Source organism: Streptomyces sp. NPDC058751 (genome assembly GCF_042746485.1).
In the GTDB taxonomy this organism is placed as follows: Bacteria; Actinomycetota; Actinomycetes; order Streptomycetales; family Streptomycetaceae; genus Streptomyces.
Map to the genome: position 1 here is coordinate 68,359 of NZ_JBHYPZ010000029.1, position 22,907 is coordinate 91,265.

The following is a 22,907-nucleotide window of genomic DNA, read 5'->3' on the forward strand; positions in this document are numbered from 1 at the left end:
ACTCTGGGGTGGGGGGCATGGCCAAGCGCGAGAGAGTCATGAGGATGTCGGTCGAACAGCCGCTGTGGCGTGCGCTGACCGGTTACCGGGTGCTGACCGTGTTGTACGCGATCGGCCTCTTCGCCACCACGTACGACGAGTTCGCGCGTCCGTGGGTGGCCGCCGCGTTCTTCGCGTTCCTGTTCGTCTGGACGCTGGCCACGCTCCCCAGGGTCTCCGGCGCGGCCCACTGCACCAAGCGGTTCCTCGCCGCCGACCTCACCGTCGCGCTGACCGGCATCCTGCTCACCCGTGTCGCCGACTCCGCCGCGCGCATCGACGCGGGCGGCCCGACGCTGCCGTCGATATGGACGGCCGGAGCCGTCCTGGCCTTCGCGATCAAGGGCGGCTGGCGGTGGGCGGCCTTCGCCTCCACGCTCGTCGCGGTGGCCAACCTCGTCGAGCGCGGTTCCCCGGCGCGGGACACCGTGCACAACGTGATCCTCGTCTGGGTCGCCTCCATCGCCATCGGCTACGTCGTCGAGGTCGCCCGCGCCTCGGAGCGCACCCTCGCCCGCGCCCTGGAGATCGAGGCCGCCACCCGCGAGCGCGAGCGCCTGGCCCGCGACATCCACGACGGCGTGCTCCAGGTCCTCGCCATGGTGCAGCGGCGCGGCAGCGCGCTCGGCGGCGAGGCGGCGGAGCTCGGCCGGATGGCGGGCGAGCAGGAGGTCGCGCTGCGCACGCTGGTGTCCGGCGGCATGGTGCCCGTCTCACGGGTGTCGGAGGACGCGGCGCTCGGCGCGCTGGTACGGGCGGTCGACGAGCCCGACGAGGAGGATCCGGCGGGTCCGCTGGACCTGCGCGCCCTGCTCGCCCCGTACGCCACCGCGCGCGTGACCCTCTCCGAACCCGGCGCCCCGGTGCCGCTCGGTCCGTCCGCCGCGCGGGAGGTGGCCGCGGCCGTCGGCGCCGCCCTGGACAATGTCCGCAGGCACGTGGGCGAGGAGGCCCGCGCCTGGATCCTGGTCGAGGACGAACCGGACGCGGTGATCGTGACGGTCCGCGACGACGGCCCCGGCATCCCGGAGGGGCGGCTCGCCCAGGCCGAGGGCGAGGGGCGGCTCGGAGTGGCGCTCTCGATCCGCGGCAGGCTGCGCGATCTGGGCGGCACGGCGGAGCTGGTCTCCGTACCGGGACAGGGCACCGAGGTCGAACTGAAGGTACCGAAGGACGCGCGGGGGAAGGCGGAGACACGATGACGAAGGCGACGGCGGAGCGATGACGGGCGGGACTGCGGCACAGCAGCGGGCGGGGGAGAACCCCGTCAGGGTCATGGTGGTGGACGACCACCCCATGTGGCGTGACGCCGTGGCGCGTGACCTGGCGGCCGCCGGGTTCGACGTGGTCGCGACCGCCGGCGACGGGGAACAGGCCGTGCGCCGCGCTCGGGCGGTGACACCCGACGTCCTCGTCCTCGATCTGAACCTGCCCGTCAAGCCCGGCGTCCAGGTCTGCAAGGAACTGGTCGGCACCGACCAGTCGCCGCGCGTCCTGGTCCTGTCGGCCAGCGGCGAGCACGCCGACGTGCTGGAGGCGGTGAAGTCCGGCGCGACCGGCTACCTCCTGAAGTCGGCGTCCGCGGAGGAGCTGACCGACGCGGTGCGCCGGACGGCCGTGGGCGACCCCGTGTTCACCCCCGGCCTCGCGGGACTGGTCCTCGGCGAGTACCGCCGGCTGGCCTCGGAACCCGTCCCTGCCGCGGACGCCGACGAGCCGCGGGCCCCGCAGCTCACCGACCGGGAGACCGAGGTGCTGCGCCTGGTCGCCAAGGGCCTGAGCTACAAGCAGATCGCCGAGCGCCTGGTCATCTCCCACCGCACCGTCCAGAACCACGTGCAGAACACCCTGGGCAAGCTCCAGCTCCACAACCGCGTCGAGCTGGTCCGCTACGCCATAGAGCGGGGACTGGACGAGGCCTGAACCCGGCGGATGCCGCCTTCCGGGTGGTCTATTGACCAGATGTCCGACAATTCGCGGAACAGCCCTTCCGCCCCATCCCGAAGTGACCTGGGTCACTATTAGCGTGAGTCCGACAGCCAACCATGGCGAAGGGACTTTCCATGCGGGTCGGAGTACTGACCGGAGGCGGCGACTGCCCCGGGCTCAACGCCGTCATCCGGGGCATCGTCCGCAAGGGCGTGCAGGAGTACGGCTATGACTTCGTCGGCTACCGGGACGGCTGGCGGGGGCCGCTCGAGGGCGACACCGTACAGCTCGACATCCCCGCGGTGCGCGGGATCCTGCCGCGCGGCGGCACGATCCTCGGATCCTCGCGCACCAACCCCCTCAAGCACGAGAACGGCATCCGCAGGATCAAGGAGAACCTCGTCAAGCAGGAGGTCGACGCGCTCGTCGCGATCGGCGGCGAGGACACCCTCGGTGTCGCCGCGCGCCTCGGCGACGAGTACGGCATCGACGTCGTCGGCGTACCGAAGACCATCGACAACGACCTCTCCGCCACCGACTACACCTTCGGCTTCGACACGGCGGTCAACATCGCGACCGAGGCCATCGACCGCCTGCACACCACCGCCGAGTCGCACATGCGCGTCCTCGTCTGCGAGGTGATGGGCCGTCACGCCGGCTGGATCGCCATCCACTCCGGTCTGGCCGGCGGCGCGAACGTCATCCTCATCCCCGAGCAGCGCTTCGACGTGGACCAGGTCTGCGCCTGGGTGACCTCGCGCTTCAAGGCGTCGTACGCGCCGATCGTCGTCGTCGCCGAGGGCGCCATGCCGAGGGACGGCGAGATGGTCCTCAAGGACGGCAGCCTGGACTCCTTCGGACACGTCCGGCTCTCCGGCGTCGGCGAGTGGCTGGCCAAGGAGATCGAGCGGCGCACCGGCAAGGAGGCCCGCACCACGGTCCTCGGGCACGTCCAGCGCGGCGGGACGCCCAGCGCCTTCGACCGCTGGCTCGCCACCCGCTTCGGGCTGCACGCCATCGAGGCCGTCCGCGACGGCGACTTCGGCAAGATGGTGGCGCTGCGCGGCACCGACATCGTCCGCGTCCCGATCGCGGAGGCCACCGCCAGGCTGAAGACGGTCGACCTCTCCCTGTACGAGGAGGTCGGGGTGTTCTTCGGCTGACGGCACCGCCGGGCCGCGCCCGCACGGCTCCGGGGTACGGGCCGTAATATTCGGTCCGTACCCCAGCACGGGAGAGACCGGTGGAGATCCTTGCGTTCGGCGTCCAGTCCGACGAGAAGCCCCTGATAGAGAAGGCCTTCGCGGGACGTCACGAGGTCCGCTGCCTCGACGTCTTCCTCAGCGAGGACACCGCCCCCATCGCGGCCGGCTACGAGGCCGTGTCCACCAGCGTCAACTGCGCCCTCGGGAACCGCGTCCTGCAGACCCTGACGACCGGCGGCACCCAGTTCGTCACCCAGCGCTCCACCGGGTTCAACAACATCGACCTCGACGTCGCCGAGCGCCTCGGCATGACCGTCGCCCGGGTCTCGTCGTACTCCCCCTACTCGGTCGCCGAGTTCGCCTGGACCCTCGGCATGGCCGTCAACCGCCGTATCGTGCGCGCCGCCAACCGCACCCGCGACTTCGACTTCCGCCTCGCGGGGCTGATGGGCCGTGACATGCACGGCCGCACCGCGGGAGTCGTCGGCACCGGGAAGATCGGCGAGGCCTTCGCCAGGATCGCCCACGGTTTCGGCATGAAGCTGCTCGGCTGGGACGTCGCCGAGAACCCGGCGTGCCTCGCGCTCGGGATGACGTACGTCTCCAAGGAACGGCTTCTCGCCGAGTCCGACGTCGTCAGCCTGCACGTCCCGCTGATGCCGGGGACCCAGCACCTCATCGACGCCGACGCCCTGCGCGCCATGAAGGACGACGCGATCCTGGTGAACTCCAGCCGCGGCGGCCTGATCGACACCAAGGCCCTCGTCGCCGAGCTGCGCGAGGGCCGCTTCACGGGCGTCGGCCTCGACGTGTACGAGGCGGAGGCCGGACTGTTCTTCCTCGACAAGTCCCTCGAGACCGTCGAGGACGACACCCTGGCCCGCCTCGTCACCTTCCCGAACGTCCTGGTCACCTCGCACCAGGCGTACTACACCGAGGACGCCGTCGGCCAGATAGTCGACGCCACCGTCCGCAACGTCCTCGACTACACCGAGGGCCGCCGCTCGGAGAACGTGCTCGTGCCCCGGAGCTGACCCGTCAGCTCCCGTACCACGGCCGCGCCGTCGAGCGTCAGGACCGACTCCGGGTGGAACTGCACGCCCGCGAAGCCGGGACCGCGCAGCGCGTGCACCTCGCCGTTCGCGGCCCGGCTGACCTCGACGCCGTGCGCCGCGAGCTCCGCCAGCGCCGCGTCGTCGCAGCGGGCCGTGAAGCTGTTGTAGAAGCCGACGGTCTCGGCCCGCCCGAAGAGGTCGATGCGGGTCTGCGCGCCCTGGTACGGCACGTCCTTGCGGACGATCTCCAGCCCCAGCTCGGCGGCGATCAGTTCGTGCCCGAGGCAGACACCGAGGACGCCGTGCCGGTGCTCACGCAGCACGTCGGCCGTCAGAGCGCGCAGGAAACGCATCTTGGGGTCCGCCGCGTCCGAGGGATCGCCGGGACCCGGGCCGAGGACGACGGGACCCTCGTGCGCGCGGACCGCCTCGCGCAGCCCCGGTCCGTCGTAGCGGCGTACCGTCACCTCCAGGCCGGAGGAGCGCAGCACGTGCGCGAGCATCGCGGTGAAGGTGTCCTCGGCGTCCACGACCAGCGCGTGCCCGGTGAGCTCCCGGGACCGCTCCTGCATCCGCAGCCAGAACGGCGCCAGCGAGGCCCGCCGCCCGTCCAGCGACGCCCGCACCCGCGGATCGTCGCCGAGCCCGGGCCGGGCCGCCTCCGGGAGCGGCCGGCCGGGCCGCACCCCCAGCGCCGCCAGCACACCCGCCGCCTTGGCGTGCGTCTCGGCGACCTCGCCCGCCGGGTCCGACCCCCGGACGAGGGTGGCGCCGACCGGCACCCGCAGCCGGCCGTCCGCGTCGATGTCGGCGGTGCGGATGAGGATCGGCGAGTCGAGGGTCTGCGCCCCGGGCCCGCCGTCCGGCCCGTCCTCCCCCCGCCCGACCAGCGCCAGCGCGCCCGCGTAGTAGCCGCGCCCGCCGACCTCGTGACGCTCGATGACCCGGCAGGCGTTCTGCACCGGGGAGCCGGTGACCGTCGCCGCGAACATGGTCTCCCGCAGCACGTCCCGCACGTCCAGCGAGGAGCGGCCCCGCAACTCGTACTCGGTGTGCGCGAGATGGGCCATCTCCTTGAGCCGCGGCCCGATCACCACCCCGCCCATGTCACCGACCGTGCACATCATCTTGAGCTCCTCGTCGACGACCATCGACAGCTCCTCGATCTCCTTGCCGTCGGCGAGGAACGCGAGCAGGTCCTCCGGCGTCGGCCCCCCGGCCGGGTAGCGGTACGTCCCGCTGATGGGGTTCATGACGACCGTCCCGGCGGACATCCGCACGTGCACCTCCGGACTCGCCCCGACCAAGGTTCGCCCACCCGTCTCCCGCCCCCGCCCTTCCAAGGAAGGCCCTTCGGGCCCTTGCTCATCTCCGGTGTGCACGACGAACGTCCAGTACGCGCCCCGCTCGCCGACCAGCAGCCGGCGGAACAGCGCCAGCGCGTCCGCCCGTCCGAATCCCGGGATCCGGCCCTCGTACGTCCGCCGGATCACGAAGTTGGCGCCCTCGCCGCGCCCGATCTCCTCGCGCAGCACCCGCTCGACGATCCCGGAGTACTCCTCGTCGTCGACATCGAAGCCGCCCGCCTCGACACGGACGTCGTGGGCCGGCAGCTCCTCCAGCGCCCGGGCGAGCGGCAGTTCGGCGCGTTCCTCGGGGACGAGCACCGACAGCGGGGTGCCGTCGTCGCGGACGTCGAAGCCGCGTTCGCGGATCTGCCGGAACGGGATCAGGGCGAGGGCCTCGTCGGGGATGTCGGCGAGGCGCTCCACCTCGCGCACCGGCCCCCGCAGCACCTCGACCACCTCGTGGTCACGGCCCGGGGTGCGGCGGCGCAGCAGGGCGAAGGGACGGGGATCGTCGAGCAGGTCGAGCAGGTTCATCGGGTGCGGTCCTTCTCTCGAATCGTGCAGTTCGGAGAGGAACGACCCGGGTCCGCAAACACCGAAGGCCGCCCCTCGGGCGGCCTTCGCGACGTTTTCGTCTACGCGCAGTCAGCGGGCCGCCGGATGAGCGGTCCACCACCAGTTCTGGTTCGAGTGCGCGAACATGCGCCGCACCCTACCCGACGGTGAGGGGCGCGCAACAGCGTGAAACGGTCCCGCGGTGCGTTCGGGCCGTCCGGTCACCGGCCATGGATGGCCAGACAGCCCGAACGCACCGAGAAACGAGAGCCATGCACGCAAGCAGTCCGTCCCGGACCCGCCGCCCCGGCGCCCGCGCCCTGACCGTGCTCCTCGCGGCGGCCGCCCTCACCGCCGGGACGTTCGTCCCCGCGAGCTCCGCCCCGCTCCCGAGCGACGCCGAGGACCTGACCCGGGTCGCCTACCGCGGGTACGTCTTCACCGTCCCCGACTCCTGGCGGATCGTGGACCTGAAGAGACATCCCGAGACCTGCGTCCGCTTCGACCGGCACGCCGTCTACCTCGGCACCCCGGGCAGCGAGCAGAACTGCCCGGCCAGGGCCAGCGGCCGCACCGAGGCGCTGCTGGTCCAGCCGGCTCCCGCGGCGGCCAGGGCCGTCACCGAGAACCCGACGGCCCGCACCTACCGGGCCACCGCCGACCGCATCGCCGTCACCGCGGCCTACGGATACGACCGCGCCCGCATCCAGGAGGTCCTGAGCAGCGCAGGACTGCCCGTCGCCGCCGCCCGGCGCGAGGGGCCCGCGGACCAGCGCGCGGTGGCCCCGCTGCCCAAGGACGCGACCTCCTTCCGCGGCGAGGGCTTCGACGCCTGCACCGCCCCGAGCCAGGCGGCGATGGACGCCTGGCGCGACGACTCCCCGTACGGCGCCGTCGGCGTCTACATCGGCGGGCTCAACCGCGCCTGCGCCCAGCAGCACCTGACCGCCGCCTGGGTGCGGACGCAGTACACGCGCGGCTGGCGGTTCTTCCCGCTGTACGTGGGCCGGCAGCCCTCCTCCGACGGCGGGAGCTGCGGGGGCGGCTGCTCGGCGATCACCAGCCCGGTGCCGCAGGGCACCGCGGCCGCCGACGACGCGGTCAGGCAGGCGGCCGCGCTGGGCTTCGGCAAGGGCACGGTGATCTACAACGACCTGGAGCACTACGAGTCCGGGGGCAAGATCACCGACACGGTGCTCACCTACCTCCAGGCCTACACCGTGCGCCTGCGCGAGCTCGGCTACCGCTCGGGCGCGTACGGCAGCACCTCGTCCCTGGTGTCCGACCTGGTCGCCAACAAGAGCCGCTTCACCCTGCCCGACGTGATCCACTTCGCCCGCTGGAACCGCGCGTCGACCACGTCCGACTCCTCGATCCCCCCGGCCCTGTGGTCCGAGCACCAGCGCGTCCACCAGTACGTGGGCAACACGACCGAGACCCACGGCGGTGTGCGGATCTCCATCGACCGCGACCTCCTCGACGTGGAGTAGGGCCTGTCTTCTCCTTCCCGGGCGGACGCCGGGACCGGTTCCGCGTCCGCCCGGGAGGCAGTCGATCGAGCGCGGTTCGTCTCAATTGATGAGCATGCGAATGGACGCGGGACGCGACCCCGTAATGTTGTCGGGGTGACCGTGAACGCTAAGTCCAGCGCGAGCGCTGGCAACACCTGGCGAGACCTGCCCGCGGCGCAGCAGCCCGAGTACCCCGATGCCGAGGCTCTGCGCGATGTGATCGCGGACCTCGAGTCGTATCCGCCGCTCGTCTTCGCGGGCGAGTGCGACCAGCTGCGCGCCCGGATGGCGTCCGTCGCCAAGGGAGAGGCGTTCCTTCTCCAGGGCGGCGACTGCGCCGAGGCCTTCGACGCCGTGTCGGCCGACCACATCCGCAACAAGCTCAAGACGCTGCTCCAGATGGGCGCCGTCCTCACGTACGCCGCCTCCGTGCCGGTGGTGAAGGTCGGCCGGATCGCCGGCCAGTACTCCAAGCCCCGCTCCAAGGGCACCGAGACCCGCGACGGCGTGACCCTGCCGACCTACCGGGGCGACTCGGTCAACGGCTTCGAGTTCAACGAGAAGGCCCGCGTCCCCGACCCCGAGCGCCTGAAGCGGATGTACAACGCGTCCGCCTCCACGCTCAACCTGGTGCGCGCCTTCACCACCGGCGGTTACGCCGACCTGCGCCAGGTGCACGCCTGGAACCAGGACTTCGTGAAGTCGTCCCCGTCCGGGCAGCGCTACGAGCAGCTCGCGCGTGAGATCGACAACGCGATGAACTTCATGCGGGCCTGCGGCACCGACCCGGAGGAGTTCAAGACCGTCGAGTTCTACGCCTCCCACGAGGCGCTGCTCCTCGACTACGAGTCGGCGCTGACCCGCGTCGACTCGCGCACGGGCAACCTGTACGACGTCTCGGGCCACATGGTGTGGATCGGCGAGCGCACCCGTCAGCTCGACGGGGCGCACATCGAGTTCGCGTCGAAGATCCGCAACCCCATCGGGATCAAGCTGGGTCCGACGACGACGGCCGAGGAGGCGCTGCAGTACATCGAGCGCCTCGACCCGGACCGCGAGCCCGGCCGTCTCACCTTCATCGTGCGCATGGGCGCGGACAAGGTCCGCGACAAGCTGCCCGAGCTGGTCGAGAAGGTCACCGCCTCCGGCGCGACCGTGGCCTGGGTGACCGACCCGATGCACGGCAACACCTTCGAGGCGGCCTCGGGCCACAAGACCCGCCGCTTCGACGACGTGCTCGACGAGGTCAAGGGCTTCTTCGAGGTCCACAAGGGTCTCGGTACGCACCCGGGCGGCATCCACGTCGAGCTCACCGGTGACGACGTCACCGAGTGCGTGGGCGGCGGCGACGAGATCTTCGTCGACGATCTGCACCAGCGCTACGAGACGGCCTGCGACCCCCGTCTGAACCGCAGCCAGTCCCTCGACCTGGCCTTCCTCGTCGCCGAGATGTACCGCGACCAGTAGGAGACCGGCAGGCGGCACGCCTGTCGCGAGCGCCTGAGGTGGGGCGCGGATCACATGCGATCCGCGCCCCACGCCCCTTTTGCGGCTCCTGTGCGCCGGGTAAGGTTAGGTTAGCCTCACCGATCATCGGGACGGCGTTACCCAGCGATTCCGGCGGGAGGTGAACCGCGTGTACGTCTGCAGCTGCTTCGGGGTCACCGAGGACCAGGTGAAGAAGCACGCGGCGGACGGCGCCTGCACTCCGCGGCAGATAGCCTCGGCCTGCAAGGCGGGCACGGACTGCGGTTCGTGCGTGCGCCGGATCCAGGCCCTGCTGGGCAGGGGCTCGTGTCCGCGCCGAGAGCTGGCCGACCGGGGCATGCCGGTGCTCTCCGACGCCCTCGGCGCCGACCGGCAAGAGGCCGCCTAACCCTCCGGCTGCTCGATCAGCTGCGCGAGGTACAGCGCTTCTCCGAGCTTCTCGACCAGTTCGAGCTGGGTGTCCAGGTAGTCGATGTGGTGTTCCTCGTCCGCGAGGATCGACTCGAAGATGTTCGCGGACGTGATGTCGCCCTTCGTGCGCATCACCTCGATCCCGCGCTTGAGGCGGTCGATCGCCTCGACCTCCACCTGGCGGTCGGCCTGGAACATCTCGGTGACGGTCTGCCCCACCCGGACGTGGAAGAGCCGCTGGTAGTTCGGCAGTCCGTCCAGGAAGAGGATGCGGTCGGTGAGCACCTCCGCGTGCTTCATCTCGTCGAACGACTCGTGCCGCGTGTACTTCGCGAGCTTCGTCCAGCCGAAGTTCTCCTGCATCTTCGCGTGCAGGAAGTACTGGTTGATCGCGGTCAGCTCGGCGGTCAGCTGTTCGTTGAGGAATTCGATGACCTCGGGGTCGCCCTGCATCGCAGAGGCTCCTTCCAGGCGGGGTACCGGGCAGATTGCGCCGCATCTTTTCACCGGTGTCCGGGAGCGTCCAGTAAGTGCACGCTTACTCCGAGTTGCCCGAATCCGGCCCGTGCTGGTCATGGGCACTGTTCCGGGTCTGTCAGGATGGAATCATGGGTCAGCCGGTCGAGCGGGAATCTGGGGAGACGGCACAGCCGCAGCTCCCGCCGGGGCAGCGACTCCAGCGCGGCTGGCCGGTCACGCACTACGGTCCCGTCCCCAGGTTCCGCCCCGAGCGCTGGGAGTTCCGGGTCTTCGGCGCCACCGCCGACGGCGGGAAGCAGTGCTGGACGCACGACGAGTTCACCGCCCTGCCGTACGCCTCCGTCGTCGCCGATCTGCACTGCGTCACGAAGTTCAGCATGCTCGGGGCCGAATGGGGCGGCGTCCCCGCCCGTACGATCCTGGAGAAGGCCCCGCCGGCGCCCGCCGTCACGCATGTGATGGTCTGGGCCGAGTACGGGTTCAGCTCGAACCTGCGCCTCGCGGACTTCGCCTCCGAGCGCACCATCTTCGCCACCCACAAGGACGGCGAACTGCTGACGGCGGAGCACGGCTTCCCGCTGCGCCTGGTCGTCCCGCACCTGTACGCGTGGAAGGGGCCCAAGTGGGTGCGCGGCATCGAGTACATGACCGCCGACCGCCGCGGCTTCTGGGAGGAGCGGGGCTACCACAACGTCGGTGACCCCTGGCGCGAGCAGCGTTACTCCTACCAGGAGGAACCCGGGGACGGCCCCGAACTCTGAGCCCCCGGCCCCGGGGTGTTCCCGGGAGGGAGGCGGGTCATCCGTCGCGGAGCTTCTTCAGCCGCTCCACATCCGCCGCGTGCCCTTCCTTCCCGCCCGGCGTCTCGATGACCAGCGGTACGCCCTCGGTGGCGGGATGGGCCATCAGGGCGCGGAACGGATCCTCGCCTATGTGGCCGGAGCCGATGTTCTCGTGGCGGTCCTTGTGTGCGCCGACCACGTCCTTGGAGTCGTTGGCGTGGATCAGCTTCAGCCGCCCCTCGCCGACGGTGTCGACCAGCAGGTCGAGGGTCTGGTGCATGCCGCTCGGCCCGGTCAGGTCGTGGCCCGCCGCGAAGATGTGGCAGGTGTCGAGGCAGATGCCCAGCCTGGGGTGCGCGTCCAGGGCCTCGAAGTAGGGCCCGAAGTCCCAGGTGCGCGAGCAGAGGGAGGAGCCCTGGCCGGCCGTCGACTCCAGCAGGAGGAACGGGTCGTCGTCATGGGTCAGCTCGTCCAGCAGCGGCAGCAGGTGGGTCCGTACCTGCTTCAGCGCGACGGAACGGTCCCGGCCGCCGGTGGCGCTCCCGGTGTGCACGACCACTCCCAGGGCGCCGATCTCCCGGCCGCGCCGCAGCGAGTGCCGCAGCGACTCCACCGACTTCTCGACCGTCGCCTCGGTGTGCGAGCCGAAGTTGATCAGATATGGGGCGTGGACGTACGCGGGGATCGATCCGGCGGCGCACGCGGCGCGGAAGTCCTCGTCCTGCCGGGGGTTCCCGGCGGGCGTCGCCCAGCCGCGCGGGTTGGCGACGAAGACCTGGACGGCCTCGGCCGCGAGGTCACGGGCGTAGGCCAGACCGACGGAGGCGAGGCCGCCGGCCACGGGGACGTGGCCGCCGACGGGGTTGCGGAGCTGCTTGCTGGTCACACCCGCAAGGGTGTCACGCGCCGCGGGGCACCCGTCCCCGGGTGGGCCCGTCACCCGCCCCCGGACGGCCCGTGCGTCCCCGCCGTCCGTCGGCGGACCGGCTCAGCGGATCTGGATGGTGATCGTCGAGCCCTTGGGAGCCGTGTCGCCGCCCTTCACGGACTGCTTCTTGACCGTGTCCCCGAAGAACCCGAGAATCCCGCGGTCCTCGTCGACCTCGAACCCGGCGGCCTCGAGCGTCTCGGTGGCGTCGTCCACGTTGTCGCCCACGACGTCCGGGACCTCGACCATCTCGGGGCCCTTGGAGAGCGTCAGCGTCACCGTGTCGCCCGTGGCGGCCTCACGGCCCGCGCGCGGCGTCTGCTGGGCGACCTGGCCCTTGTCGAACTCCGATTCGACCTGTTCCGCGGCGATCTTCACCTTCAGGCCCGCGTCCTCCAGTTCCGCGGTGGCGTCCTCGACCGACGAACCGGTCACGTCGGGCAGTTCCACCGGGGCGCCCTTGCTCACCACGATCGCGATCGCCGAACCCGAGTGCCGCGCGGTACCCGCGGCCGGATCGGTGCCGATCACGAAGCCCTTGGTCACGTCCTGGCTGAACTCGCGGGTGACCATGCCCGGGGCGAGGCCGTCGCCCTTGAGCACCTCCCGCGCCTTGAACAGGGCGAGGCCCTTCAGGTCCGGCACCTTCACCGTCCGGGGGCCGTCGGAGAGGGTCAGCGTCACGGAGCCGTTGTCGCGGATGCGCTGGCCGACACCGGGGTCGGTGCTGATGACCGTGCCCCGCTTCACCGTGTCGCTGTAGGCGTGCTCGACCCGCTTGACGTCGAGCCCGGCGCCCTTGAGCTGGTTCCTGGCCTGCTGCTCCGTCTTCGCCAGGACGGGCGGGACCTTGGTGAACTGGCCCGAGTTGATGTACCAGACACCGGCGCCGAGGCCGAGCACCAGCACGATCGCCGCGACGACCAGCAGCGTCCCGCGTCTCCGCGGCCTCGTGTCCGCGGCCTGCTGCGGGACCGGCGAGGTGGTGAACGGGCTGCTCTGCTCGAACCGGCTGGTCCGGTCGACGGAGTTGTCGTCCTCGTTGACGGGCAGCAGACGGGGGACGGACAGCGACCGGGGGATCACGCTCGTACGGTCGTCGGCGTTGTCGTGGCTCACCGACAGGGCGCCCGGCGGGATCGCGTCCAGCTGCTCGGCGGTGAGACCGGCCCGCGCTTCGAGGACCTGGCCGAGCAGGGCCACCGCGTCGGCCGGGCGGAGCTCGGGATCGCGGGCCGTGGCCGCGGTGACCAGCTCGTCCAGCGGGTGCGCCAGGCCGGGCACGACGGCCGACGGCGGCGGCACGTCCTCGTGGAGGTGCCGGTAGAGCACCTGGGCGGGGGAGTCCGCGGTGTGCGGCTTGGCGCCGGTGAGCATCTCGTAGAGGACGACACCGCAGGCGTAGACGTCGACCCGGGTGTCGGAGGTGTTGTGCTCGATCTGCTCCGGGGCGAGGTACGACACGGTGCCGAGGACGGTGCCCGTCGTGCTGGTCACCGTGTCCACGGCACGGACGAGACCGAAGTCCGCGACCTTGACCCGGCCGTCGTCCCCTATCAGGACGTTCTCCGGCTTCATGTCACGGTGCACGAACCCGGCGCGGTGGGCCGCGCCGAGCGCGGCGAGTACCGGCTCCAGGATGTCGAGCGCGGCCCGTGGCTGCAGGGCGCCGCGCTCGCGCAGCACGTCGCGCAGGGTGCACCCGGCGATGTACTCCATGGCCAGATAGACGTACGACCCGTCCGCCCCCTGGTCGAAGACCTGCACCACGTTCGGGTGCGCCAGCCGGGCCACCGACTTGGCCTCGCGGATGAACCGCTCGACGAACGAGGCGTCGGCGGCCAGCGCCGGGTGCATCACCTTGAGCGCGAGCACGCGGTCGAGGCGGGTGTCCAGGGCCCTGTAGACCGTGGCCATCCCGCCGACCGCGATCCGTGCCTCGACGCGATAACGGCCGTCGAGCACGTGTCCGACAAGCGGGTCCTGAAGGGTCGTATCCACGCAGGTGAGTCTACGAGCCGCCACCGTCACGGCGCCCCGTTCGGCCGATACGGGGGCCCGACTGCAGCCGAGCTGTGACGCGCGCCGCACGTGCGAAGTCCTGTTCGTCGCACGAATGTCTGATCATGCCCCGTCTGTCACCGCAAGGCCACAACACGACAACCACCCCGCCGGACCGGCCGGAAACCGACGCCGGGCGGCCCGGAGTGCGCAGGACGGGGCGGAAGACGGCGGAACGCGGGGTGGACCGCCCGCCGGGACGCGGGGCCGTCCGGCCGTCAGAACGCGGGGCGTTCGGGGTCCAGCGCGGCCCTGCCCTCCACGGGGGAGGACGCCGTGGCGAAGTGCCGCCGCGGGATGCGCCCCGCCCGCCGGGCCAGGCGCCCCGCCTCCACCGCGTGCCGCATGGCCTCCGCCATCAGGACGGGCTCCTGGGCCCGCGTCACCGCCGAGGCCAGCATCACCCCCGCGCACCCCAGCTCCATCGCGAGCGCCGCGTCCGAGGCCGTGCCCGCTCCCGCGTCCAGGATCACCGGCACGCGCGCGTGCTCGACGATCAGCTCGAAGTTGTGCGGGTTGCGGATCCCGAGCCCGGAACCGATCGGCGAGCCGAGCGGCATGATCGCCGCACAGCCGGTGTCCTCCAGCTTCCGCGCCAGCACCGGGTCGTCGTTCGTGTACGGCAGCACGGTGAAGCCGTCGTCGACCAGCGTCTCCGCCGCGTCCAGCAGCTCGATCGGATCGGGCAGCAGCGTGCGCTCGTCGGCGATGACCTCCAGCTTGACCAGATCGGTGCCCAGCGCCTCGCGCGCCAGACGGGCCGTCAGCACGGCCTCGCCCGCGGTGTGGCAGCCGGCCGTGTTCGGCAGGACGCGGATGCCCAGCCGCGTGAGCACCGACAGGACCGAGCCGTGCACGGACGGGTCCACGCGCCGCATCGCGACCGTCGTCAGCTCCGTGCCGGACGCCACCAGGGAGCGTTCCAGCACGTCGAGGCTGGGCGCGCCGCCCGTCCCCATGATCAGCCGCGACGTGTAGGCCGTACCGCCGAGGACGAAGGGGTCGTCTGCCATGGGTCAGCCTCCTTGGACGGCGGTGAGGACTTCGACGCGGTCACCCTCGGCGAGCGGGGTGGACGGCCACTCGGCGCGCGGGACGACGGTCTCGTTCAGGGCGGCGGCCACCCCCGACGACGAGGGGGTGAGGGTCGCGACGAGCGTGCCGAGAGCGGTTCCCGCGGCGATCCGCCGCCGCTCCCCGTTGACGACGACGTTCATACGGGCGTCTCCATCGCGGGCGTCTCCATGAGGGCCGTGGCGCCGAAGCGCAGGGGGGTGAAGGGCCGGGCTTCGGCGGGGAGACCGCCGGTGGTCAGCACGTGGGCCATCACGTCACCGGTCACCGGCGTCAGGAGCACGCCGTTGCGGTGGTGCCCGGTGGCCAGCAGCAGTCCGTCGAGGGCGCTCGGGCCGAGCAGCGGGGCGTTGTCCGGCGAGGCGGGGCGCAGGCCCGCGCGGGTCTCGGTGAGCGGCAGTTCGGTGATCCCGGGGATCAGCTCGTGGGCGTCGCGCAGCAGTTCGTACACGCCGCCCGCCGTCACGGTGGTGTCCCAGCCCAGCTCCTCGCTGGTCGCGCCCACCACGAGCTCGCCGTTCTCGCGCGGCACCAGGTAGACCTGGCTGCCGCGCACCACCGCCCGCACGGTGCGTTCCAGGAAGGGCGCGAGGTGCCGCGGGACGGTCAGCCGCAGCACCTGCCCCTTGACCGGGCGCACCGGCGGCACGACGTCGTCGGGGACGCCCGCCAGGCGCCCGCTGAGGCTGCCCCCGGCGAGCACCACCCGGCCCGCTCCGAGCTCGGTGCCGTCCGTGGTGACGACCCCGGCGGCCCGCTCCCGTACGACGCTCAGACGCTCCGCCCAGGTCCGGTGCGTCACGACCCCGGCCCGCTCGCACGCGGTGACCAGCGCGGCGGCGAGGCACCGCGGGTCGATCTGGTGGTCGCCGTCCACCCGCAGACCCCCGCGCACGCCGGGCGCGAGCATCGGCTCCAGACGGCGGCACTCACGGCCGCTCAGCCACTCCGACTCCAGCCCCGAACGCACCTGGAGCGCGTGCAGTTCCCGCAGATGGGCGCGGTCGTCGGCGTCCAGCGCGACGGCCAGCGTGCCGCTGCGGCGGTAACCGAGGTCCTGGCCGGTGGCCTCGGTGAGCTCGGCGGCGAAGTCCGGATAGCGGCGCGCCGAGGCGAGGTTGAGGCCCAGCAGGGTCTCCTCGCCGAAGTGCAGCTCGGTGACGGCGGCCAGCATCCCGGCCGCGACCTGCGCGGCCCCGCCGCCCGGCTCGGGGTCCACGAGCGCGGTGGTGAACCCGCGCTGCGCGGCCCGCCAGGCCGTCACCAGACCGATGATCCCGCCCCCGACGACGAGGACGTCCGAAGAACGTGAAGACGGCATGGGCGTCCAGCCCCTCCCTTCGCCGGCATGACCCGGATCAGGTTCGTACGGTCGGAGGCCGCCCAGCCTCCCTCTCAGCCCGGTGCGCCCGGGCTCCCGCGAGTGCTTTACGTTGGCCACCCTAGCCCGCCCCCGTCCGTCTCGGTAAGGGAGTCTCCGCTCATGGCACGACCGCTCGACGGCCTCGTCCTCGTCCCCGTCGCCGACCAGGCGCCGGGCCAGGTGGGCACCGGCACCCGGTTCGCGTACCACGAGGAGGACGGCGTGGTCTGGGCCGACTACGCGGGCGGCGACGTCGTCCGCGGACACCTCGTGGGCACCCGGGAGGGCGACCGCGTCGACTTCCGGTACGTGCAGCTCGGGCGCGACGGGACCACCGCCTCGGGCCACTGCGTGTCCCTCGTCGTGGAACTGCCCGACGGCCGCGTGCGGCTGGAGGAGACCTGGACGTGGGAGTCGCGTCCGGGATCGGGGACGAGCGTGGTGGAGGAACCGCGCGGGAGCCGTCGTGTGGAAGAGGTCACCGAGCACGTCCACTGACTGACGGATCGTCACGTGTCTATGGTGATCAGGTGAGCGATCAGACGCAGTCACAGTCCCCGTCGCAGAGGTCCCCGGTACGGCGGGTCGTCGTGGTGGGCGCGGGCATGGCCGGGGTGCAGACCGCGGTCGCCCTGCGCGAACAGGGCTTCGCCGGCACCGTCACGCTGATCGGCGCGGAGCCGCACCAGCCCTACGACCGGCCGCCGCTGTCCAAGGCCGTCCTGCTCGGCAAGGCGGAGGGTTCCGCCTTCGACGTCGACTTCGAGGCCCTGGACATCGAGCTCAGGCTGGGCAGCGAGGCGCTCGGGGTGCGCCCCGGCGACCACGAACTGGACACGGACGCGGGAGCGGTCCCGTACGACGCCCTGGTCCTCGCCACCGGAGCCGAACCGATCCGGCTCCCCGGCGCCGAGGGCGTGCCCGGCGTGCATCTGCTGCGCACCCTGGACGACGCCGACCGGCTGCGCCCCGTCCTCGCCCGCCAGCACGACATCGTGGTGGTCGGGGCGGGCTGGATCGGCGCCGAGTTCGCCACGGCGGCGCGCGAGGCGGGCTGCGCGGTCACGGTCGTCGAGGCCGCCGACCGGCCGCTCGCCGGGGCGCTGCCCGCCGAGGTGGCCGCCCCCATGGCCGCCTGGTACGCGGACAGCGGGGCCTCGCTGCGCACCGGCGCGCGCGTGGAGCGCGTCGAGCCCGGCGCGGTGGTCCTGGACGACGGCTCCCGGGTGCCCGCGGGCGCCGTCGTGGTCGGGATCGGCGCGCGGCCCGCCACCGCCTGGACCGCAGGCTCCGGCATCGAACTCGGCGCCCACCGCGAGATCGTCGCCGACGACCACCTGCGCACCTCCCTGCCGGACGTCTACGCGGTCGGCGACTGCGCCTCCTTCCCGTCCGGACGCTACGGGGAGCGCCTCCTCGTCCACCACTGGGACAACGCCCTCCAGGGCCCGCGCACGGTCGCCCTGAACATCGTCGGCCAGACGCCCGCCGCCTACGACCCCGTGCCGTACTTCTGGTCCGAGCAGTTCGGCCGTTTCGTGCAGTACGTCGGCCACCACACGCCGGCCGACACCCTGGTGTGGCGCGGCGACCCCGCGGGCGCCTCCTGGTCGGTGTGCTGGCTGCGCGGGGCGCGGCTCGTCGCCCTCCTGGCGGTGGGCCGCCCGCGGGACCTCGCCCAGGGCCGCAGGCTGATCGAGGCGGGCGCCGCCATGGACCCGGAACTGCTCGCGGACCCGGCGAGGCCGCTGAAGGGAGCCACGGCCTGATCCGTCACCCCGGGTCGGACGCCCTCGGCTTCCGACTGTCGGTGCGGGATGGCACGCTTGTCCCGTGACCGAGATTGACGCAAAGATCGATGCTCTCGTCCCCGCCTGGCTCACCCTCCCCGACATCGCCGAACAGATCGGCGTCGAGGTGACACGCGTCCGGCAGCTGGTCAAGGAAGGCCAGCTGATCGCCGTACGCCGTGGTGAGAACCGCGCGCTGCACGTCCCCGCCGACTTCATCGACGTGGCCGAGCAGAAGGTCGTCAAGGGCCTGGCCGGCACCCTGACGCTCCTGAGGGACGACGGCTTCTCCGACGAAGAGGCCCTGGAGTGGCTCTTCACCCCCGACCCGACCCTGCCCGGCACCCCCGCGCAGGCTCTCAGCGAGAATCGCGGCACGGAGGTGAAGCGCCGCGCCCAGGCGCTCGCCGTCTGACCTGACAGAGACCGTCCGGCACGGGGAGAGCGGCGGCGGGACCGTCCCGGCCGCCGCGCTCCCCGCGCACCGACAACGGGGGACCACGCATGCCCGAGAACGCCGCCACGACCGCCCGGGACCGCCTCGCCGACGCCCGCGTCTACCTGTGCACGGACGCCCGCAGACGCCAGGGCGACCTCCCCGGGTTCCTCGACGCGGTCCTCGCGGGCGGCGTCGACATCGTGCAGCTCCGCGACAAGGGCATGGAGGCGGGGGAGGAGCTGGAGCACCTGGAGGTCTTCGCGGACGCCTGCGCCCGGCACGGCAAGCTCCTCGCGGTCAACGACCGGGCGGACGTGGCCCACGCCGCCCGCGCCGACGTCCTGCACCTGGGCCAGGGAGACCTGCCGGTCCCCGCGGCCCGCGCGATCCTCGGCGACGACGTGCTCGTCGGCCGTTCCACGCACTCCGAGGCCGAGGCCGCGGCCGCCGCCGTCCAGGAGGGCGTGGACTACTTCTGCACCGGCCCCTGCTGGCCCACCCCCACCAAGCCCGGCCGCCACGCACCCGGACTCGGCCTGGTCCGCGCCACGGCGGCCCTCGGCACCGCCCGCCCCTGGTTCGCGATCGGCGGCATCGACCTCGGCCGGCTGGACGAGGTGCTCGAAGCGGGCGCCCGCCGCGTCGTCGTCGTACGGGCGATCACCGAGGCGGACGACCCGGGCGCGGCGGCGGCCGAATTCGCGAAGCGGCTGCGCGCGTTGTGAGGGCCCGGCGGCCGTACGCCGGGCGTCGCGGAGGGGCAACCGTCCGAGGGGTGGACAAGAAATCGACAGATCGGACAAAAACCAGCGGTTCGGTTGGGGGAGCGGCGCCCGCTGGCTAACCTGCCGATATGGCCCTCGGATCCGCTTCCACCAGGACTGACCGCGCGCGCACCGTGCGCGACATGCTCGCCACCGGCAAGCAGACCTTTTCCTTCGAGTTCTCGGCGCCGAAGACCCCCAAGGGCGAGCGGAACCTGTGGAACGCCCTGCGGCGGGTCGAGGCCGTGGCGCCCGACTTCGTCTCCGTGACCTACGGGGCCGGCGGTTCCACGCGGGCCGGCACGGTCAAGGAGACCGAGCAGATCGTCCTCGACACGACCCTCACCCCGGTCGCGCACCTCACCGCGGTCGACCACTCGATCGCCGAGCTGCGCAACATCATCGGGCAGTACGCGGACGCGGGCATCCGCAACATGCTCGCGGTGCGCGGGGACCCGCCCGGCGACCCCATGGGCGAGTGGGTCCCCCACCCCCAGGGGCTGACCTACGCGGCCGAACTGGTGCGCCTCATCAAGGAGTCCGGCGACTTCTGCGTCGGGGTCGCGGCCTTCCCGGAGATGCACCCCCGGTCCACGGAGTGGGACCTCGACGTGTCCCACTTCGTCGACAAGTGCCGCGCCGGCGCCGACTACGCGATCACGCAGATGTTCTTCCAGCCGGAGTCCTACCTCCGTCTGCGTGACCGTGTGGACGCGGCGGGTTGCGAGACACCGGTCATCCCTGAAGTCATGCCCGTGACAAGTGTGAAGATGTTGGAACGGCTGCCCAAACTCTCGAACGCTTCGTTCCCGGACGTCCTGAAAGAGCGGATCCTCACAGTCAAAGACGATGCGGCGGCTGTACGCTCGATCGGGATCGAGTTCGCTACGGAGTTCTGTGCGAGGCTGCTGGCCGAGGGAGTCCCCGGACTGCACTTCATCACGCTCAACAACTCCACAGCGACACTGGAAATCTACGAGAATCTGGGCCTGCACCACCCGCAGCAGGCCTAGACCGGCCGCACCCGCGTACGACACACTGCGTAGCGGCCACTGGGAGAGGGGCGTACATGGGCTTGACGGTCCTCTATCTGGCATTCGGCATCGTCGCGCTGTGGCTGCTCGGTGAGGTGCTGCTGCAGTACAAGGCGAGGCTGCGCTTCAGGCTGCTCGCCTTCGTCGGCTTCCTCGGCGTGGTGCTCGGCGTCCTGATGCACTCGGTCGTGGTCATCGGTCTGGGCGCGGCCGCCTTCACGGTCGGCCAGACCTATGTGACGCTGTCGTTCCGCCAGGGCTTCGCGCAGGGCTGGGCCATCAAGGGCCCCTCCGCCGAGGACGGGCCCGGCAGCCTCCTCAAGCGCCGCCGGGGCGAGCCGGAGGACACGGACCAGGCGGAGGAGGGCTCCGACCTCGAAGAGGTCGAGGTGGCCGCCTACCGCCGCGAGGACCCGTACGCCGACGAGGACGACGTCTTCACGCCCGCCCCGTCCGACCGCTTCACGCCCCCGGAGCCGGCCGAGCCCACGGCCGCCGAGTCGACCTCGGTGTACGAGCCGCAGCCCCTGCCCGAGGAGACCGGCACCTACGGTGTCTACGACTCCACCGCGTACGCCGCCGCCACCGACCAGTCCTACGCCGGCGCGTCCGCCTCCCAGGACCAGCAGGTCTATTCGACGGGCCAGAACGAGCAGGTCTATTCGACGGGCCAGAACCAGCAGGCCTACGCGTACGACGGCTACACGGGCTACGACCAGCAGCAGTACGGCTACGGCACCGACCAGCAGCAGTACGCCGGCTACACGGACCCGTACACCGGCCAGCAGACGTACACGGGCGCCACGTACGACCAGAGCGCCTACAACGGCGGCGACCAGGGCTACGCCCAGCAGCAGAACTACGGCCAGGACCAGTACGCCACCGGCACGTACGGCGGCGAGACCCCGGCCAGCGGCGTCTGGGTGCCGCAGCAGCGCACCGACGAGTACGGCGGGGAACTCCCGCCCGAGCAGCAGCAGTACCCCTACCAGGGCAACGGCAACGCCGGGTACGACGAGCAGCAGTACCGCTACTGACCTGCCGGACGGCGGCCCCGGGTCTCCCCGCGCCGTCGTCCGCCCGTTCCCCTACTGCGAGCCCTGGAACCCCGGCCCTTCCACGATCAGCCCGGCCACCAGGGCGCCCGACATCCCGGCGTGCGGCAGACCGCCGCCGGGGTGTGCCCAGCCCCCGGCCGCGAACAGCCCCGGTACCCGCGTGGTGTTCGACGGGTGCAGCAGCCGGCCGTCCCCCGCGGCGAGCGCCGGGGCGGGCACCGCGCCGCCCTCCGCGCCGGTCTCCTCCGCGATGTCGGCCGGGGTACGGACCTCGTGCCACAGCAGCCGCTCGCGCAGACCCGGCAGGGCCCGCCCGGCGGCGTCGAGGACCCGCTCCACGTCCTCCTGCGACACCCGGGCGCCGGACGGGACCGTGACGGTCAGGGCGACCGCCTCGTGCTCCGCGTCCGGGACGAGCGCCGGGTCGTCCGGACGCGCCACCACCACGGTCGGCGCGGCGGGCACCCCGGGACGCTCCCCGAAGAGCCGCTCCAGTTCGCCGTCGCGGTCGGCCGAGTGGACCACCGTGCGGTGCGCCGTCCCGGCCGGACGGCCGCCGCGCAGCGCGAGCAGCAGCGTCAGCCTGCCGGCCGCGCCCGGCTGCGGCGGCACCTCGTCACCGCCCCGGAGCGCGGCCCCGGTCACCAGACCGTCCAGGACGCCCGGCGCCACGCCCGCGACCACGAAGTCCGCCTGCTCGAAGGCCCCCGAGGTCCCCGGCCCGTCCCCGGTGCCGGAAGCCGCGGAGCCGTCGCGGGAGAGCTCCACGCCGGCGGCCCGGCCGTCCCTCTCGACGATCCGCTCGACCGGGGTGTCGAACCTGAACTCGACCCCGCGCTCCAGACACCGCTCGTACACGGCGCGCGCCAGCTCCCGGATGCCGCCGCGCACGTACCAGGTGCCGAAGGCGTGGTCCATGTACGGCAGCACGGCGGCGCTCGCCGGCGTGCTGTGCGGGTCGAGCCCGTACGCCAGGGCGTGGCTCTCCAGGAGGGCCGTCAGGCGCGGGTCGCGCAGTTCCCGGGCGGCGACCTCAGCGAGGGTCCCGGCCCGGCGGGTGCGCAGCAGTCTCCTGTGGGGCACCGAGGGGTAGGGCTCGCGCTCGGCCAGCACCGTCCAGTTGGGCCACAGGGGCTCCTCCAGGAGCGGCCGGCGCGAGCGGTCCCACGCCTCGCGGGCCCGCACCAGGAAGTCGCCCCAGCGGGCGCCCGCGCCGTCGCCGAGCGCTTCGTCCAGCGCGGTGAGCACACCCGCGCGCGAGACGTTCGGCAGGGACACCCGGGTGCCGTCCGCGAAGACGTGGTCGGCCGACGGGTCGACCCGCACCAGCTCGACGCACTCCTCCAGGGGCCGCTTCCCGGTCTTGACGAACAGGTCGCGGTAGACCGCCGGCACCGGGAGCAGCCCCGGGCCCGTGTCGAAGGCGAAGCCGTCCCGTTCGAAGCGGCGCACCGCACCGCCGTACGTCTCCGTCCGCTCGTACACCACCACCCGGTGGCCCGCGACGGCCAGCCGGGCGGCGGCCGCCATCGCGCCCATCCCGGCGCCGATCACCGCGATCCGTCCCATGGCGGCGACTTTATCCGCCCCCG

General features: G+C 72.3%; 23 protein-coding genes and 1 riboswitch. Of the genes, 14 read left to right on the forward strand and 9 right to left on the reverse strand.

Annotated elements, in window-relative coordinates:
* The first annotated feature begins 17 nt into the window (after positions 1–17).
* From macS to ACFW6B_RS25620, 4 genes are all read left to right on the forward strand, one after another.
* Positions 18–1,241 (forward strand): MacS family sensor histidine kinase, encoded by a 1,224-nt coding sequence (macS, locus tag ACFW6B_RS25605; RefSeq protein ID WP_386599149.1) that lies wholly within the window; start codon positions 18–20, stop codon positions 1,239–1,241.
* 19 nt (positions 1,242–1,260) lie between these two features.
* The gene (locus ACFW6B_RS25610; protein ID WP_386599151.1) at positions 1,261–1,962 is read left to right on the forward strand and encodes a response regulator; all 702 of its coding nucleotides are present in this window, start codon (positions 1,261–1,263) and stop codon (positions 1,960–1,962) included.
* A gap of 140 nt (positions 1,963–2,102) precedes the next feature.
* Entirely contained in the window at positions 2,103–3,131 is a 1,029-nt protein-coding gene (locus ACFW6B_RS25615) for a 6-phosphofructokinase (protein WP_386599153.1), read from the forward strand.
* Between the two features lie 80 nt (positions 3,132–3,211).
* Positions 3,212–4,207: a 2-hydroxyacid dehydrogenase gene (locus ACFW6B_RS25620; protein ID WP_386599155.1), complete on the forward strand. Its 996-nt coding sequence runs from the start codon at positions 3,212–3,214 to the stop codon at positions 4,205–4,207.
* Here the strand turns inward: ACFW6B_RS25620 and ACFW6B_RS25625 are convergent.
* Both ACFW6B_RS25625 and ACFW6B_RS25630 read right to left on the reverse strand, forming a co-directional pair.
* Positions 4,159–6,111 (reverse strand): anthranilate synthase family protein, encoded by a 1,953-nt coding sequence (locus ACFW6B_RS25625; protein WP_386599158.1) that lies wholly within the window; start codon positions 6,109–6,111, stop codon positions 4,159–4,161. The two genes, ACFW6B_RS25620 and ACFW6B_RS25625, sit on opposite strands and share 49 nt — an antisense overlap.
* 111 nt (positions 6,112–6,222) lie before the next feature.
* On the reverse strand, positions 6,223–6,279 hold the full coding sequence (locus tag ACFW6B_RS25630; RefSeq protein ID WP_351867684.1) for a trp operon leader peptide: 57 nt from the start codon (positions 6,277–6,279) through the stop codon (positions 6,223–6,225).
* A 125-nt stretch (positions 6,280–6,404) separates the two neighbouring features.
* Here ACFW6B_RS25630 and ACFW6B_RS25635 point away from each other — a divergent pair, with 125 nt between their 5' ends.
* The 3 genes from ACFW6B_RS25635 (at position 6,405) to ACFW6B_RS25645 (ending at position 9,519) form a co-directional block, all read left to right on the forward strand.
* Positions 6,405–7,622 carry a glycoside hydrolase domain-containing protein gene (locus tag ACFW6B_RS25635; protein ID WP_386599160.1) on the forward strand — a complete coding sequence of 406 codons (1,218 nt, stop codon included), beginning with the start codon at positions 6,405–6,407 and terminating at the stop codon, positions 7,620–7,622.
* A 135-nt stretch (positions 7,623–7,757) separates the two neighbouring features.
* Positions 7,758–9,110 carry a class II 3-deoxy-7-phosphoheptulonate synthase gene (locus ACFW6B_RS25640; RefSeq protein ID WP_386599162.1) on the forward strand — a complete coding sequence of 451 codons (1,353 nt, stop codon included), beginning with the start codon at positions 7,758–7,760 and terminating at the stop codon, positions 9,108–9,110.
* 160 nt (positions 9,111–9,270) lie between these two features.
* A complete protein-coding gene (locus ACFW6B_RS25645; RefSeq protein ID WP_386599164.1) occupies positions 9,271–9,519 on the forward strand; it encodes a bacterioferritin-associated ferredoxin in 249 nt (82 codons plus the stop codon).
* Here the strand turns inward: ACFW6B_RS25645 and bfr are convergent.
* Positions 9,516–9,995 (reverse strand): bacterioferritin, encoded by a 480-nt coding sequence (gene bfr / locus ACFW6B_RS25650; RefSeq protein ID WP_386599166.1) that lies wholly within the window; start codon positions 9,993–9,995, stop codon positions 9,516–9,518. The two genes, ACFW6B_RS25645 and bfr, sit on opposite strands and share 4 nt — an antisense overlap.
* A 155-nt stretch (positions 9,996–10,150) precedes the next feature.
* Here bfr and ACFW6B_RS25655 point away from each other — a divergent pair, with 155 nt between their 5' ends.
* Positions 10,151–10,783 (forward strand): sulfite oxidase-like oxidoreductase, encoded by a 633-nt coding sequence (locus ACFW6B_RS25655; protein ID WP_386599168.1) that lies wholly within the window; start codon positions 10,151–10,153, stop codon positions 10,781–10,783.
* Positions 10,784–10,820: 37 nt separating this feature from the next.
* Here the strand turns inward: ACFW6B_RS25655 and ACFW6B_RS25660 are convergent, their stop codons facing one another.
* The 5 genes from ACFW6B_RS25660 to thiO all read right to left on the reverse strand — a co-directional run bounded on the left by ACFW6B_RS25660 (position 10,821) and on the right by thiO (position 16,188).
* Positions 10,821–11,690 carry a deoxyribonuclease IV gene (locus ACFW6B_RS25660; protein ID WP_386599170.1) on the reverse strand — a complete coding sequence of 290 codons (870 nt, stop codon included), beginning with the start codon at positions 11,688–11,690 and terminating at the stop codon, positions 10,821–10,823.
* A gap of 102 nt (positions 11,691–11,792) precedes the next feature.
* Positions 11,793–13,733 carry a Stk1 family PASTA domain-containing Ser/Thr kinase gene (gene pknB / locus ACFW6B_RS25665; protein ID WP_386599172.1) on the reverse strand — a complete coding sequence of 647 codons (1,941 nt, stop codon included), beginning with the start codon at positions 13,731–13,733 and terminating at the stop codon, positions 11,793–11,795.
* Between the two features lie 278 nt (positions 13,734–14,011).
* Positions 14,012–14,806, reverse strand: a complete 795-nt coding sequence (locus tag ACFW6B_RS25670; protein WP_386599174.1) for a thiazole synthase — start codon at positions 14,804–14,806, stop codon at positions 14,012–14,014.
* 3 nt (positions 14,807–14,809) lie between these two features.
* On the reverse strand, positions 14,810–15,010 hold the full coding sequence (thiS, locus tag ACFW6B_RS25675) for a sulfur carrier protein ThiS (protein WP_386599176.1): 201 nt from the start codon (positions 15,008–15,010) through the stop codon (positions 14,810–14,812).
* Positions 15,007–16,188: a glycine oxidase ThiO gene (thiO, locus tag ACFW6B_RS25680; protein ID WP_386599178.1), complete on the reverse strand. Its 1,182-nt coding sequence runs from the start codon at positions 16,186–16,188 to the stop codon at positions 15,007–15,009. The genes thiS and thiO overlap by 4 nt, the downstream gene beginning before the upstream one ends.
* Positions 16,186–16,298: riboswitch (TPP riboswitch) on the reverse strand. It overlaps the preceding gene by 3 nt.
* Before the next feature lie 52 nt (positions 16,299–16,350).
* Between thiO and ACFW6B_RS25685 the strand changes: the two genes are divergently transcribed.
* From ACFW6B_RS25685 to ACFW6B_RS25710, 6 genes are all read left to right on the forward strand, one after another.
* On the forward strand, positions 16,351–16,728 hold the full coding sequence (locus ACFW6B_RS25685; RefSeq protein ID WP_386599179.1) for a hypothetical protein: 378 nt from the start codon (positions 16,351–16,353) through the stop codon (positions 16,726–16,728).
* Between the two features lie 32 nt (positions 16,729–16,760).
* Positions 16,761–17,999 (forward strand): NAD(P)/FAD-dependent oxidoreductase, encoded by a 1,239-nt coding sequence (locus ACFW6B_RS25690; RefSeq protein ID WP_386599181.1) that lies wholly within the window; start codon positions 16,761–16,763, stop codon positions 17,997–17,999.
* Positions 18,000–18,063: 64 nt separating this feature from the next.
* The gene (locus tag ACFW6B_RS25695; protein ID WP_037623283.1) at positions 18,064–18,435 is read left to right on the forward strand and encodes an Rv2175c family DNA-binding protein; all 372 of its coding nucleotides are present in this window, start codon (positions 18,064–18,066) and stop codon (positions 18,433–18,435) included.
* Positions 18,436–18,524: 89 nt separating this feature from the next.
* On the forward strand, positions 18,525–19,184 hold the full coding sequence (gene thiE, locus ACFW6B_RS25700) for a thiamine phosphate synthase (protein ID WP_386599184.1): 660 nt from the start codon (positions 18,525–18,527) through the stop codon (positions 19,182–19,184).
* A 128-nt stretch (positions 19,185–19,312) separates the two neighbouring features.
* Positions 19,313–20,236 carry a methylenetetrahydrofolate reductase [NAD(P)H] gene (metF, locus tag ACFW6B_RS25705; protein WP_386599185.1) on the forward strand — a complete coding sequence of 308 codons (924 nt, stop codon included), beginning with the start codon at positions 19,313–19,315 and terminating at the stop codon, positions 20,234–20,236.
* Positions 20,237–20,292: 56 nt separating this feature from the next.
* Positions 20,293–21,294, forward strand: a complete 1,002-nt coding sequence (locus ACFW6B_RS25710; protein WP_386599186.1) for a hypothetical protein — start codon at positions 20,293–20,295, stop codon at positions 21,292–21,294.
* Positions 21,295–21,345: 51 nt separating this feature from the next.
* On the opposite strand, the gene ACFW6B_RS25715 is transcribed toward ACFW6B_RS25710, so the two are convergent.
* Positions 21,346–22,884 carry a phytoene desaturase family protein gene (locus tag ACFW6B_RS25715; protein ID WP_386599187.1) on the reverse strand — a complete coding sequence of 513 codons (1,539 nt, stop codon included), beginning with the start codon at positions 22,882–22,884 and terminating at the stop codon, positions 21,346–21,348.
* Positions 22,885–22,907: the final 23 nt, after the last annotated feature.